13 protein-coding genes are annotated in these 13,018 nt (G+C 69.3%); 5 read left to right on the plus strand and 8 right to left on the minus strand.

Annotated features, from left to right (window positions below):
- Window positions 1-112 precede the first annotated feature (112 nt).
- From ACZ5Z0_RS04950 to ACZ5Z0_RS04960, 3 genes are all read left to right on the plus strand, one after another.
- Entirely contained in the window at window positions 113-820 is a 708-nt protein-coding gene (locus ACZ5Z0_RS04950; protein WP_464110138.1) for a DUF4245 domain-containing protein, read from the plus strand.
- A gap of 10 nt (window positions 821-830) precedes the next feature.
- Complete coding sequence (locus tag ACZ5Z0_RS04955; RefSeq protein ID WP_464110139.1) at window positions 831-1,448, plus strand: carbonic anhydrase; 618 nt, start codon at window positions 831-833, stop codon at window positions 1,446-1,448.
- A 61-nt stretch (window positions 1,449-1,509) separates the two neighbouring features.
- Window positions 1,510-2,946 (plus strand): class II fumarate hydratase, encoded by a 1,437-nt coding sequence (locus tag ACZ5Z0_RS04960; RefSeq protein WP_138769975.1) that lies wholly within the window; start codon window positions 1,510-1,512, stop codon window positions 2,944-2,946.
- A gap of 117 nt (window positions 2,947-3,063) precedes the next feature.
- On the opposite strand, the gene ACZ5Z0_RS04965 is transcribed toward ACZ5Z0_RS04960, so the two are convergent.
- Together ACZ5Z0_RS04965 and ACZ5Z0_RS04970 are read right to left on the minus strand one after the other, a co-directional pair.
- Window positions 3,064-3,534 carry an NUDIX hydrolase gene (locus ACZ5Z0_RS04965; RefSeq protein WP_464110140.1) on the minus strand — a complete coding sequence of 157 codons (471 nt, stop codon included), beginning with the start codon at window positions 3,532-3,534 and terminating at the stop codon, window positions 3,064-3,066.
- 9 nt (window positions 3,535-3,543) lie between these two features.
- Complete coding sequence (locus ACZ5Z0_RS04970) at window positions 3,544-4,068, minus strand: prepilin peptidase (protein WP_138769977.1); 525 nt, start codon at window positions 4,066-4,068, stop codon at window positions 3,544-3,546.
- Window positions 4,069-4,161: 93 nt separating this feature from the next.
- Between ACZ5Z0_RS04970 and ACZ5Z0_RS04975 the strand changes: the two genes are divergently transcribed.
- Window positions 4,162-4,812: a GNAT family N-acetyltransferase gene (locus tag ACZ5Z0_RS04975; protein WP_464110141.1), complete on the plus strand. Its 651-nt coding sequence runs from the start codon at window positions 4,162-4,164 to the stop codon at window positions 4,810-4,812.
- A 428-nt stretch (window positions 4,813-5,240) separates the two neighbouring features.
- On the opposite strand, the gene ACZ5Z0_RS04980 is transcribed toward ACZ5Z0_RS04975, so the two are convergent.
- Together ACZ5Z0_RS04980 and ACZ5Z0_RS04985 are read right to left on the minus strand one after the other, a co-directional pair.
- Window positions 5,241-6,683: a PhoH family protein gene (locus ACZ5Z0_RS04980; RefSeq protein WP_464110142.1), complete on the minus strand. Its 1,443-nt coding sequence runs from the start codon at window positions 6,681-6,683 to the stop codon at window positions 5,241-5,243.
- 234 nt (window positions 6,684-6,917) lie between these two features.
- A complete protein-coding gene (locus ACZ5Z0_RS04985; protein ID WP_464110723.1) occupies window positions 6,918-7,679 on the minus strand; it encodes an isoprenyl transferase in 762 nt (253 codons plus the stop codon).
- Between the two features lie 256 nt (window positions 7,680-7,935).
- Between ACZ5Z0_RS04985 and trhA the strand changes: the two genes are divergently transcribed.
- Window positions 7,936-8,577: a PAQR family membrane homeostasis protein TrhA gene (trhA, locus tag ACZ5Z0_RS04990; RefSeq protein WP_464110724.1), complete on the plus strand. Its 642-nt coding sequence runs from the start codon at window positions 7,936-7,938 to the stop codon at window positions 8,575-8,577.
- Between the two features lie 144 nt (window positions 8,578-8,721).
- On the opposite strand, the gene ACZ5Z0_RS04995 is transcribed toward trhA, so the two are convergent.
- The 4 genes from ACZ5Z0_RS04995 to mca all read right to left on the minus strand — a co-directional run bounded on the left by ACZ5Z0_RS04995 (window position 8,722) and on the right by mca (window position 12,932).
- Window positions 8,722-9,399 carry an HAD family hydrolase gene (locus ACZ5Z0_RS04995; protein WP_464110143.1) on the minus strand — a complete coding sequence of 226 codons (678 nt, stop codon included), beginning with the start codon at window positions 9,397-9,399 and terminating at the stop codon, window positions 8,722-8,724.
- Complete coding sequence (locus ACZ5Z0_RS05000; protein WP_464110144.1) at window positions 9,396-11,582, minus strand: thioredoxin domain-containing protein; 2,187 nt, start codon at window positions 11,580-11,582, stop codon at window positions 9,396-9,398. The genes ACZ5Z0_RS04995 and ACZ5Z0_RS05000 overlap by 4 nt, the downstream gene beginning before the upstream one ends.
- Window positions 11,557-11,946 (minus strand): hypothetical protein, encoded by a 390-nt coding sequence (locus ACZ5Z0_RS05005; protein ID WP_464110145.1) that lies wholly within the window; start codon window positions 11,944-11,946, stop codon window positions 11,557-11,559. The genes ACZ5Z0_RS05000 and ACZ5Z0_RS05005 overlap by 26 nt, the downstream gene beginning before the upstream one ends.
- A gap of 80 nt (window positions 11,947-12,026) precedes the next feature.
- Entirely contained in the window at window positions 12,027-12,932 is a 906-nt protein-coding gene (gene mca, locus ACZ5Z0_RS05010; RefSeq protein ID WP_138769982.1) for a mycothiol conjugate amidase Mca, read from the minus strand.
- Between the last annotated feature and the right edge of the window lie 86 nt (window positions 12,933-13,018).

A 13,018-nucleotide genomic window follows, 5' to 3' on the forward strand; every position in this document is an offset into this window, starting at 1 on the left:
CCGTCTGTTACTGATCATAGTCGCGGCGGCCGTGATCGGTGCTGGAATGACGCCACCATGAACGGCCCCGTCCCGGCCGGCGCCGTCCGGCCGAATGTGAGATCGGCCCGGAATGGGCGACTATAGAGGGGTGAATGAATTGCAGGACACCCCGCCGGAGGCCGCCGGATCACCGGCCGGCGGAGCAGCACCCGACGCCGAAGGCGCCGCCGGCGGCCAGCCCGTGAAGCCCGTCATCCGCGCGGCCGCCGCGAAGCGGGCCAATGCCTCGGTGATCGGCATGATTATCGCCCTGGTCCTGAGCATCGGCGCCTTCCTGCCCGTGGTCCTGATGAACCCGTCGCCGAAGAGCGACGGCTACCATCCGGACATCAACGTCAGCGCCATCGCGAAAAACGCGGCGGGTGTGGCCGGATTCACACCGGTGGCCCCGGATACCGGCGACACATTCCGTTCGAATTACGCCCGCTGGGAGTCCGGCTCGGGCAGCGGCGTGGCCACCTGGGAAGTCGGCTACCTGACGCCCAAGGACTCCTTCATCGGGCTGGTCCAGACCCGCCAGTCCAATCCGACGTGGCTGCAGCAGCAGACCAAAAGCGCCTCGGTGACCGGGACTCGGACCGCCGGCGGACGCGACTGGCAACTGCGTGACACCGGCAAGGGCGAGAAGTCCATGGTGCTCGACTACCGCGGGACCACCGTGGTCCTGAGCGGCCCCGCTCAGCTCGAGGAGTTTTCCGTGCTCGCGGCGGCCGTCGTGAAGGCGCTGGACGCAAGCCCGGCAGCAACAGTTTCACCCTCGGCCACCCCCACGCCGTAAAGTAGGGGCCGTGGCTACTTACCTGACTCCCGCCCTCGCCTGGCGCCGGCTGCGCGAAGGCAACGAACGTTTTGTCGCCGGCGAATCCTCGCACCCGAACCAGGACGCCTCAAGGCGGTCCTCGCTCGTGGAGAACCAGCATCCCTTCGCCGTCATCTTCGGCTGCGCCGACTCCCGACTGGCCGCCGAGATCATCTTCGACCTGGGCCTCGGGGACGCATTCGTCGTCCGGACGGCCGGCCAGGTGATCGACGACGCCGTCCTCGGCTCGCTCGAATACAGCATCGGCGTCCTCGGCGTGCCCCTGATCGTTGTCCTCGGCCACGACAGCTGCGGCGCGGTCATCGCCACCAAGAACGCCGTGGAGACCGGAGAGATGCCGGCCGGGTTCATCCGCAGCCTGGTCGAGCGCATCACGCCCGCCGTGCTGACCTCGATTCGCAACGACCAGCATGACGTCAACGACATGGTCGTGGAGAACGTCAAGCAGACCTCGCAGCGCCTCGTGGACAGCTCCCGGGTGATTTCCGACGCCGTCGAGGGCGGCCGCGCCGCCGTGATCGGATTGGCCTACCGCCTCGCCGAGGGCCGGGCGGACCTGGTTTCCGGCATCGGCGAGCTCCAGTAGCCCCGCTTTACCGCCGGTTCACGGTTTTCGGTGGGACGCTTGGGCCGAATAAGCTAGCCCCATGACTTCCACAGCAGATTTGAACACTGAAGAGTTCCGCATTGAACACGACACGATGGGCGAAGTCCGCGTCCCCGTGAACGCGCTGTACCGTGCCCAGACGCAGCGTGCGGTCGAAAACTTCCCGATCTCCGGCAAGACCCTGGAGCGCGCCCACATCGAGGCCCTCGCCCGGGTCAAGAAGGCTGCCGCCCAGGCCAACGCGGAGCTGGGGGTGCTCGACGGCGAGCTGGCCCAGGCGATCGCTGACGCCGCCGACGAGGTCGCCGCCGGGAAGTACGACGGCGACTTCCCGATCGACGTGTTCCAGACCGGATCCGGGACCTCCTCGAACATGAACACCAACGAGGTTCTGGCCGAGCTCGCCTCCCGTGCGCTCAAGGCCGCCGGCAGCGAGAAGGTGGTCCACCCGAACGACCACGTCAACGCCTCGCAGTCCTCCAACGACGTTTTCCCGACCTCGGTCCACGTGGCTGCCACGTCCGCCCTGATCAACGACCTGATCCCGGCACTGGGGTACCTCGCGGAGTCGCTGGAGCGCAAGGCCGTCGAGTTCAAGGACGTCGTGAAGTCCGGCCGTACCCACCTGATGGACGCCACCCCGGTCACCCTGGGCCAGGAGTTCGGCGGCTACGCCGCGCAGGTCCGCTACGGCATCGAACGCATCAACGCCTCCCTCCCCCGCGTCGCCGAGGTCCCGCTCGGCGGCACCGCCGTCGGCACCGGCATCAACACCCCGGCCGGCTTCCCGGAGCGTGTCATCGAGCTCCTCGCCGCGGACACCGGGCTGCCGTTGACCGAAGCCCGCGACCACTTCGAGGCCCAGGCCAACCGCGACGGGCTGATCGAGGCGTCCAGCCAGCTGCGCAACATCGCGATCTCCTTCATGAAGATCAACAACGACCTGCGCTGGATGGGCTCCGGCCCTAACACCGGCCTCGGCGAAATCGCGATCCCGGACCTGCAGCCCGGCTCCTCGATCATGCCCGGCAAGGTCAACCCGGTCATCTGCGAGGCGTCCATCATGGTCTGTGCCCAGGTCATCGGCAACGACACCGCCATCGCCTGGTCCGGCACCAACGGCGCCTTCGAGCTCAACGTCGGCATCCCCGTGATGGCCGCCAACCTGCTCGAGTCCGTCCGCCTGCTGGCGAACACCAGCCGCGTTATGGCCGACAAGATGATCGACGGCATCACCGCCAATGTCGAGCGGGCCCGCTTCCTCGCCGAGGCCTCGCCGTCCATCGTTACGCCGCTGAACAAGTTCATCGGCTACGAGAACGCCGCCAAGATCGCCAAGAAGGCCGTCGCCGAGGGCCTGACCATTCGCGAGACCGTCGTGGCGATGGGCTTCCTCGAACGCGGCGAGCTGACCGAAGAGCAGCTGGACACCGCCCTGGACGTCATGTCCATGACGCGGCCGCCGCACAAGGCCTAGCCCCCGCCGCCTGCTCCCGCGGGCACAGGGTTCGACGGCGGCCGGCACCTTTCCAGCGAAAGGCACCGGCCGCCGTCGTGCTTTAACCGGCGCCGCGCCGGTCAGTCCGTCCGCAGCTCAGCTGCGGAAGTGCGCCGCCCCGTCCGGTTCCCGCGCCCGCTCAATGGCCTCCAGATGGCCCCGCATCAGCTCGGGAAACTCCTCGGGCCCGAACCAGCCGACGGCGAGGGATTCGTCGTCGTTGACGCGAGCCTCCCCCGAGACGAAGCGGCAGCGGAAGACCAGAGTCAGGAAGTGGCAGACGTCGCCGTTGGGATAGGTGGTGGGACCGACGGCATCCACCGAGACAAGCCGTTCGGCCACCGCCACCACCCCGGTTTCCTCCAAGACCTCCCGCAGCAGCCCCGGCGCCGGCTCCTCGCCCGGTTCCAGGATCCCGGTGATCAGCCCCCATTGGCCGTTGTCCGCCCGCTGGCCGAGCAGCACCCGGCCGGCGTCGTCGAAGACCACCGCCCGCGCGCCCGGAATCCACAGCGACTCGTGGCCGATCTTCTCACGCAGTTTCAGGATGAAGTCGGGAGTGGCCATGCCGCCAGCCTAGCCTGCGGGCAGCAGCAGCATCGCGGCCGCCGTGCCCGCCAGCATGAAGGGGCCGAACGGGATGTCCGACTTCAGCGTTCCGCGCCGGGTCAGGAGCAGGGCCACGCTCCAGAGTCCGCCGAACAGGAAGGCCGCGAACGTCCCGGCGAAGACGTGGGCCCAGCCGAGGAATCCGAGGTAGAGACCAAGCACACCCGCAAGCTTGACGTCCCCGAAGCCCATCCCGGGCGGGTAGACGGCGCGCAGCAGGAAGTAGAACAGCCAGAGGACCGCGGCGCCGGCCAGGACCCGGAGTCCGGGCACGCCGAACAGTCCCGCGCCGCCGTCGGCCGCCGCGCCGCCAAGCAGCAGCACACCCGCGACCGCGTAGGAGGGAAAGATGATCCGGTTGGGAAGCAGGTGGTGCCTGATGTCGATGACGGTCAGCCGCGCCGCCATAACGGCGAAGTACGCGCACGCCAGCAGCACCAGCCAGAAGGCCAGCGGGGCGGCTCCCCCAAGTTCGCCGAGACGATGAATCACCCTCGGATGGTACCGGTTTTTGCCGCGCCCGCGCCGCTCCCCGCCGGGTTGATGTGACTGGCGGCCCCTGCTCCCCGCCGCTAGGCTTCCCGGATGACTGAACTCGCCCGCTACTGGCCGCCCTTCGGCCTCACCCTGACCACCCCCCGCCTCACGCTCCGTCCCATCCGCGACGAAGATATCCCGGCGGCGGTGCAGGCAGCCCGGAGCGGCATCCACGAACCCGGCCGCAGCCCCTTCAGCACGCCCTGGACCGAATGCCCCGCCGAGGAGCTGGGGCCGAACATGGCGCAGTGGTACTGGCGCTGCCGCGGAACCATGTCGCCGCAGGACTGGACCCTGCTGCTGGGCATCTGGCGCGACGGCGAGTTCATCGGTTGCCAGGACCTCGGGGCCAAGGACTTCGCCACCTTGAAGACGGTCAGCACCGGCTCCTGGCTCACCCAGCGCGTGCAAGGCCAGGGACTAGGCAAGGAAATGCGCGCCGCCGTCGCCCTCTACGCCTTCGACTGGCTCGGCGCCGAGGTCGCCGAATCCGAGGCGGCCGCCTGGAACCAGCAATCCCAGGGCGTCTCCCGCTCGCTCGGCTACGAACTCAACGGCACCACCCGCGCCAACTGGGGCGGCAAGCTCCGGGAAGTCCAAAAAGTCCGCCTCACCCCGGCCACCTTTAAACGCCCCGACTGGACCCTGGAAGTCGAAGGCCACGAACCCACGGCAAAGTACCTGGGCATCGGCCTGTAGGACCCCGCGAGCGGGGCCACGGCGCCCCGCCGTCGCTTAGACACCTCCCGTCGCTGCTCGGCGGTCGCTGAGCGACCTTCGCTTCGCTCTGGTCGGCGATGCGCTCCTACGCGGGACACCGCGTCCCCGCGACCGTGAGACGCTCACTAGCCGTGCCGCGGTCCCTCCTCAAAAGGTGACGAACGCACACGCCGCGCCGCGGGCCTTTCGTGTAGTCGCGCATCGCGGCCCATCGGTCTCCAAAGGTCGCTCAGCGACCGCAGCGGGCGGCAACCGTCGAAGCGGCGTCCCGAGGGCCCCGAGGCGAGCTGGCGAGTCTCGGGAAGGGACCGCCGCGCTAAGCGACGGCGAAGGGGCCGCGGCCCGGCGAACCCAACCACGACGAACCCAGCCACGGCCCCAAACGGACGGCGGACTGAAAGCGAGCCTTAGATCTCCGCCCCCTCGAGCATGTCCGTCACCAGAGCCGCAATCGGCGAGCGCTCGGAGCGGGTCAGGGTGATGTGCCCGAAGAGCGGGTGGCCCTTGAGGGTTTCGACGACGGCGGCGATGCCGTCGTGCCGTCCCACCCGGAGGTTGTCGCGCTGGGCGACGTCGTGGGTCAGCACGATCTTGGAGTTCTGGCCAATCCGGCTCATCACCGTGAGCAGCACGTTCTTCTCGAGGGACTGCGCCTCGTCCACGATCACGAAGGCGTCGTGCAGGGAACGGCCGCGGATATGCGTGAGCGGCATAACCTCGAGCATGCCGCGGTCCATGACCTCCTCGACCACCTCCTGGCTGACCAGCGCCCCGAGGGTGTCGAAAACGGCCTGGGCCCACGGGTTCATTTTCTCGGACTCGGACCCGGGCAGGTACCCGAGCTCCTGGCCGCCAACGGCGTACAGGGGCCGGAACACGATGACCTTGCGGTGCTCACGGCGTTCCAGGACCGCCTCGAGGCCGGCGCACAGGGCCAGGGCGGACTTCCCGGTGCCGGCGCGGCCGCCGAGGGAGACAATCCCCACGGACGGGTCCATCAGCAGGTCGATGGCCAGCCGCTGTTCGGCGGAGCGTCCGTGCAGGCCGAACACGTCCCGGTCCCCCTTCACCAGGCGCACCTGCTTGTCGGCCCCGACGCGGCCCAGGGCCGAACCGCGGCTGGACAGCAGGACCAGCCCGGTGTTCACGGGCAGCTCGGCCGCGGCCGGGATAAAGACCGGCTCGTGGCCGTAGAGGGTGGCCACCTCGTCCTCGGCGGCGTCGATTTCGGCGATGCCGGTCCAGCCAGAGTCCTTGACCAGCTCGTTGCGGTACTCGTCCGCGAGCAGGCCCATGGCGGAGGCCTTGACCCGCATCGGCAGGTCCTTGGAGACCACGGTGACGTCGCGGCCCTCGTTGGCGAGGTTCTTGGCGACGGCGAGGATCCGGCTGTCGTTGTCGCCGCCGCGGAAGCCGGCCGGCAGCACCTCGGCCGAGATGTGGTTCATCTCGACCATGAGGGTGCCGCCGTCGCGGCCCAGCGGGATGGGGCGGTCCAGGCCGCCGTGCTCCACCCGGAGGTCATCAAGGAGCCGCAGCGCCTTGCGGGCGAAGTAGCCCAGCTCCGGGTCGTGCCGTTTGCTTTCAAGCTCGGTGATGACCACGATCGGCAGGATGACTTCGTGCTCGGCGAACCGCAGCAGCGCGCGCGGGTCCGAGAGCAGCACGGAGGTGTCGATTACGTAGCTTCGGGCGGTTTCCTGTCCTGCTGTTCCTTCCTCGGAAACAGCAAGACCGGCCGCAGCGTCGGGATTCGCTGCGCCGGCCGTGGAAGTGGCTCGCTTGGCGCGAGAGGTAGCCTTCTTGCCCTGATCGGAAATGACGTCGGGCAATACTTCAGAAATAGCCACATCGACTCCAGCCCCGGGCCGCCGGCCCGGAATTGTTATTGGTGAGGCGGCTCGGCCGTGAGGCCGGACGCGGCCTCCCATACATCCGGTGCGAACTTCCGCTCCATGTACTGGCCTCCCCGATCAGCCGGCGGTTTGCCTGCTGATGGGATTAACGTACGTCCGCGGCGCGACGATTGCCGGACTATTTTTCGGCGATTCTTGAAGACATCAGGTGACGCGCGGATTAACCGTTCACGCGCCGAAGCGGCGCTGCCTGCCGGCGTAGTCGCGCAGGGCGCGGAGGAAGTCCACCTTGCGGAACGCCGGCCACAGGGCTTCGCAGAAATAGAACTCGCTGTAGGCGCTCTGCCACATCAGGAACCCGGACAGCCGCTGCTCCCCCGAGGTACGGATCACCAGGTCGGGATCGGGCTGGCCGCGGGTGTAGAGGAAGCGGGAGATGTCGTCCACGCTGAGTTCGTCCGCCAGCTTGCCGATGTCGGCGCCGCGGGCGACGGCGTCGTGCAGCAGTTCGCGGACGGCGTCGACGATCTCCCGGCGGCCGCCGTAGCCGACGGCGACATTGACGTGGATCTTCTCGTGCACCGGGGTGCGGGCCGTGAGTTTGTGCAGCCGCTCGGCGAGGTAGTCGGGCAGGAGCTCCGGCGCGCCCATGGCGTGCACGGAGATGTCGGCGTCTTCGTCGAGGCGGTCCAGGGTGTTGGCGATAATCCCCATCAGCAGATCCAACTCCTCGCCCGAGCGGTTCATGTTGTCGGTGGAGAGCATGTACAGCGTGACGACCTTGACCCCAAGCTCCTGGCACCAGCCGAGGAATTCGTGGATCTTGTCCGCGCCCGCCTGGTGGCCCTGGCTCGTGGGGGCGTTGAACTGCCGGGCCCAGCGGCGGTTGCCGTCGACCATCACGCCGATGTGCCGGGGGATCCGCTCCGGGTCAAGGGACCGCTGGAGTTTCCGCTCGTAGAAGCCATACAGGAACCCGGGCAGTTCCATCCGGAGATTCACCTGGCTTCCTTGAGGTCTGACGGCAGTGCATTCCTAGGCTACCCGCCGGAAGGCCCCTGCCGTGCATACCGCAGGCGTCATTTTCCGGCACACAGTTTGTTACTGACGGGTAACTTACTGGACCGTAGGTTATTATGGCGGCATGGAGAGCACCAGTCCGGAGCCCGGATCCGAGCGGTCCGCGCACGATGCACCTGGCCCCTCGGGCCGCGGCAACAGCCCGGTGGATGACGCCGCCGTCAGGATCGCCGAGCTGCTGATGATCAAGCCGAAGTGGCGGGGCTGGATCCACACCGTCACCGCGCCGCTGGCCTTGGCCGCCGGCCTGGTGCTGGCGCTCCTCGCCCCCAGCCCGGATCTGAAGATCGCATCGGCGGTCTACGCCTTCACGGGGGTGCTGCTCTTCGGCGTCAGCGCCGTCTATCACCGCGGAAACTGGTCCCCGCGCGTCAAGATCGTGCTGAAACGGCTGGACCACACCAACATCATGCTGGTCATCGCCGGCAGCTACACCCCGTTGGCCTGGGCGCTCCTGGACCGGCCCAAGGCCGTGCTGCTGCTGTGGGTGATCTGGTCCGGCGCGGTGCTGGGGGTGCTCTTCCGGCTGCTTTGGACCCACGCCCCCCGCTGGCTCTATGTGCCGATCTACATCGCCCTGGGCTGCGGCGCGCTGTTCTACCTGCCCGACTTCTTCGCTGCCAGCGTCCCGGCCGCCGTGCTTATCTGCGTCGGCGGCGCGCTGTACATCGCCGGCGCCGTCTTCTACGCCCTCAAAAAGCCGAACTTCAGCTACGAGCATTTCGGCTTCCACGAACTGTTCCACGCTTTCACGGTCTTTGCCTTTGCCGCGCACTACATCGGGATTGCGATCGCCGTCCTGGGCTGAGGCCTCCTGCCGTACGCCCCGGGCCGAAGCTGCGCGGATTCTCCCCACGTTTGAAGGCCCGACGCCGGGACCCGCCGGGACTCCGCCCCGACACACCGTCCGCCGACGTCGGACCCGGGGAAAATCCGGCGACAAGGTCGGCCCTTAGCCCGGCCGTCCCGCGGCGATCAGTTCCGGGAGCTGGCGCATGTCGCGGAACACGGTCGTGCCGGGGCCTTCCAGCCGGCCTGCCGGGGTCACGCCGCCCGCGTAGGCAAAGACATGCATCCCCGCGGCCCGCGCCGCCTGGACGCCGTACGCGCTGTCCTCGACGACGGCGCAGCGCTCCGGGGCGGCTCCGAGCGTTCCGGCCGCGTGCAGGAACAGGTCCGGCGCGGGTTTGCCGTTGGCAACTTCGGTGGCGCTGAAGATGCGGCCGGCGAAACGGTGCAGCAGCCCCGTCCGGCCCAGGGTGCGCTGCATCTTCGCGTGGCTGCCGCTGGAGGCAACGCAGTGCGGAAGCCGGAGCCGGTCCAGGGCCTCCTCGATGCCGTCGACGGCCGCGAGGTCCCGTTCGAAGGCCTCGTGGTACCACTGCTGGTAGGTCCGGTCCCAGCCGTCGGCCAGTTCGATGTCCAGCTCCCGTTCGATGGTGGCGATGAAGTTGGCCTCGCTCTTGCCGACAAAGCGCTGGACGATTTCCTCGATCTCCAGCTCCCAGCCGAGATCGGCCAGCACCCGCTGGTCTACCCGGACGGCGATCACCTCGGAATCCACCAGGACGCCGTCGCAGTCAAAAACCACCAGTTCAAAGGCGTCCGTGGCCACCCGGGAAGAAGTCATCCAGCCATGCTAGCCAGTTGTTCCCGGAGCGCCTCGACAGAACGCGCCGGCAACCGGCAGACCATGCCGCGGCACAGGTAGGCCTGCGGTGCCCCGTCCGGCGCGGCCTGTCTGCCGCGCAGCAAGGGGACCGGGCCGTCGTCGGACTCCCCCGACGGATCCTGCAGCGCGATCACCAGTCCCGGGCTCGGCGATTCCAGCAGTGTCCGGTGCAGCGCCGTCCGCTGCGGCGTGTCGGGCCCGACGACGGCGGCCTCCAGCGGGCCCGCCAGTGCGGCCTGCGCAGTGGCCAGCAGCCAGCCGGCCACGCGGGGTGCACGGACGGCAAGAGGCGGCAGCAGGGACACGATGTTCCCGGCCATGGCTCGGTACTCCGCAGATCCGGTGAGGGCGGACGAGGTCAGCAGGACCCCGGCAAACGCGGCCGCACCGCTGGGGGTGGCGTTGTCGAACGGATCCATTCCCGCTCGGCGGCCCTGGGCGTTGAAGACCTGCGGTGATTCGCCCGCCGTGTCACGCAACATTCCGTCGGCGGCGAACCGGGAGCCGGCGGCCGCCACGAGGGCTTCGGCCAGGCCATACCAGCGGGTCCGCCCGGTGACGGCGTAGAGCGCGAACAGGCCCTCGGCGCAGAAGGCGTAGTCCTCGAGCAGGCCGCCGATACCGCGGGCCGTCCCGTCATGGGAGACCCGGACCAGCCTGCCCGGTTCCGCCCCTTGGCCGGGGGTCCAGTGCACCCGTTCAAGGTAGCCGGCTGTCCGTTCCGCCGCGTCCACGAGTTCTGGCCGGTCCAGCACGGCGCCGGCTTCGGCCAGGGCCGCGACTGCCAGCCCGTTCCACCCGGCCACCACCTTGTCGTCCCGGGCCGGCTGCGGCCGCGCCGCGCGGGCTCCGCGAAGCACGGGCCGCACCCACTGCCACAACCCGGTGTCCGGACCGTCCAGGGCCCGGCCGGGATGCAGCGGCGACCCCGCCTCGGAGACGGTAGCCGTGGGATGCACGTGCATCAGGCGCGCCACCGCGGCACCGTCCGCCGGCCCCAGCAGCGCGGCCAGTTCGGCGGGGGTCCAAAGGTAGCTGGCGCCCTCGGCATGCACCCCGTCCACCACGGTGTCCGCGTCGAGCGATGAACCCAGCGCCGCGGGGGCCGTTCCGTCCTGTCCCTCGGTTCCGCCGAGCCCCAGCGAGGCAAGCATCCAGTCCGCGGTGCTGCCGGCGACGGCGGCGGCCTCCCCGGCCGGGTACCCTGCGGTGCCGCCGAGACGGATCCAGTGGACGTAGACCCGCAGCAGCTGGGCATTGTCGTAGAGCATTTTTTCAAAGTGCGGCAGGGACCAGTCCCGCGTAACGGAGTAGCGGGCGAAGCCGCCGTCGAGCTGGTCGAACAGGGCCGAGCGCGCCATCGCGGCGAGCGTGCGCCCGGCCAGGTCCCGGGCCGCCTCCGCCGTCGCGGACGGCACCGCAGCGTGGCGGACCAGGAACTCCAGGACGGCCGACGGCGGAAACTTCGGCGCCGCGCCAAAGCCGCCCGCCGCGTCTTCGGAGCGGGCGAGGGCACGTACCGCTTCGGAAAGCAGTTCCGGCTCCAGGTCCGGCGCCGGCGCGTCCAGCCGGACGGCCGTGCCGTCCTGCGCGGCCGCGATGCCGCGTGCCAGCGCGTCGGCGTTCGCTTCGACGGCGCTGCGGCGTTCCAGCCAGGCTTCGCGGACCGCGCCGAGCACTTGGCGGAAGGACGGCCGGCCGGGCATTGGCCGGGGCGGATAGTAGGTTCCGGCGTGGAAGGCCCGGCCGTCCGGCAGTAGGAAGACGGACATCGGCCAGCCGCCCTCGCCGCTGATGGCCTGCGTGGCAGCCATGTAGACGGCGTCGACGTCCGGACGCTCTTCCCGGTCCACCTTCACGGCGACGAAGTTGGCGTTCAGGAAGTCGGCGGTGTCCTGGTCTTCGAAGGATTCGTGCGCCATGACGTGGCACCAGTGGCACGCTGCGTAGCCGATCGAGAGGAATACCGGGACATCGCGGGCCGCGGCGGCGGCGAAGGCTTCGTCGCCGAAGGGGCGCCAGTGCACAGGGTTGCCGGCGTGCTGGCGCAGGTAGGCAGAGGGTTCCCCGCCCAGGGCGTTGGACGCCCCCGGCCAGGCTTCGGAGGAGCCGCGCTCAGCGGGTCCCGGGTCCGGCGTCACCGTTGGCTTCCGGCCGGGCGTCCGCGCCGCCGCTGCCCGGCCGGTCGCTGCCCGGCCGGTCGCCGCCGGTCCGGCCGCCGTCTCCGGGCCGCCCGGAGTCGCCGCCGGCACCGTGCTGGGCCGCCTCAAGCTGCGCGGACTCGTCCGCCGCGGCTCGTTCTTCTTCTACCTGCGCGCGGTACCGGACCCGGCGGATCCTGCGCACCATGTCCACAATCAGCAGTGCCGTGAGCACCACAATGAATGCGGTCAGCAGGAAGCCCAGCAGGCCCGGGGTGACCTGGTCCTGGTCGAGCCCGGGGCGCAACGACGGCGACGGTGCGGGCGACGGGGATGTCGCCAGGGCGGTGAGCAAGGAATGCACGGTGGAAACCTTCTATGGGGAGCGTCTTTTGCGGAACTTCCCTGCCGCATTTCTACGCGGCATAGAAGTCCCTGCTGGATCTATCTTAGCCCGGCGAAGAAGTCCGTTTCGGGCACCTCGGTGGGGACCCGGGACTGGATCAGCGAGTAGTCCTCCCACGGCCAGGTCTGCCGCTGCATCTCCGGCGATACGGCGAAGAAGAAGCCTTCCGGGTCGATCTGGGTCCGGTGCGAGCGCAGGGCGTCATCGCGGGCCTCAAAGTAGTCCCCGCACTCGATCTGCGTGGTGGTGGGATGGGTGGGTGCCGGCGGGGTGTGGCCCTCGGCGTCGGCCTCCAGCCAAGCGGCGAGCCGTTCGGCATAGGGCGACTGCAGCCCGGCCTCCTCCAGGGCGTAGTGCAAGGCGCGGAAGCGTTCCGGGCTGAAGGCGCGATCGTAGTAGAGCTTGGCCGGGGCCCAGGCCTCCCCCGTGCCCGGGTACCGCGCGGGGTCGCCGGCGGCCTCGAAGGCCTCAACGGCGACCCGGTGCGCCATGATGTGGTCCGGATGGGGATAGCCGCCGTTCTCGTCATAGCTGAGGATGACCTGCGGCTTGAACTCACGGACGAGCCGGACCAGCGGCGCCGCTGCCCGCTCCAGCGGCAGCGTCGCGAAGGAACCGACCGGGAGCGGCGGCAGTGGGTCTCCCTCCGGAAGGCCCGAATCGACGAAGCCAATCCAGCGCTGGCGGATCCCGAGGACCCTGGCCGCGTTCGCCATTTCCAACCGGCGGGCTCCGGCCATGTCCCGTTTGGGGTGCGGTGCACTCTCCATCGCCGGGTTCTGGATGTCGCCGCGGGATCCGTCGGTGCAGGTGGCCACCATCACCTCGACGCCGGAGGCCGCGTACATGGCCATCGTCGCCGCACCCTTGCTGGACTCGTCGTCGGGGTGCGCATGGACGGCTAGCAGCCGGAGCGGGGCCGGCTGGCTGGGGGACGCTGTCATCGTCGGACGGCTCCTCTTTCTACTGCGGATGTCTACTGCGGATTTCTTCTGCGGCTTCGGTGCTGGACCGGGTGCCTTGGCGGAAC

Source organism: Arthrobacter sp. T2-23 (assembly GCF_055398325.1).

Coding starts and splice junctions, on each gene's coding strand:
- ACZ5Z0_RS04950 (WP_464110138.1), top strand. CDS start 113: ATGGGCGACTATAGAGGGGTGAATGAATTGCAGGACACCCCGCCGGAG.
- ACZ5Z0_RS04960 (WP_138769975.1), top strand. CDS start 1,510: ATGACTTCCACAGCAGATTTGAACACTGAAGAGTTCCGCATTGAACAC.
- ACZ5Z0_RS04965 (WP_464110140.1), bottom strand. CDS start 3,534: ATGGCCACTCCCGACTTCATCCTGAAACTGCGTGAGAAGATCGGCCAC.
- ACZ5Z0_RS04975 (WP_464110141.1), top strand. CDS start 4,162: ATGACTGAACTCGCCCGCTACTGGCCGCCCTTCGGCCTCACCCTGACC.
- ACZ5Z0_RS04985 (WP_464110723.1), bottom strand. CDS start 7,679: ATGGAACTGCCCGGGTTCCTGTATGGCTTCTACGAGCGGAAACTCCAG.
- ACZ5Z0_RS04995 (WP_464110143.1), bottom strand. CDS start 9,399: ATGACTTCTTCCCGGGTGGCCACGGACGCCTTTGAACTGGTGGTTTTT.
- mca (WP_138769982.1), bottom strand. CDS start 12,932: ATGACAGCGTCCCCCAGCCAGCCGGCCCCGCTCCGGCTGCTAGCCGTC.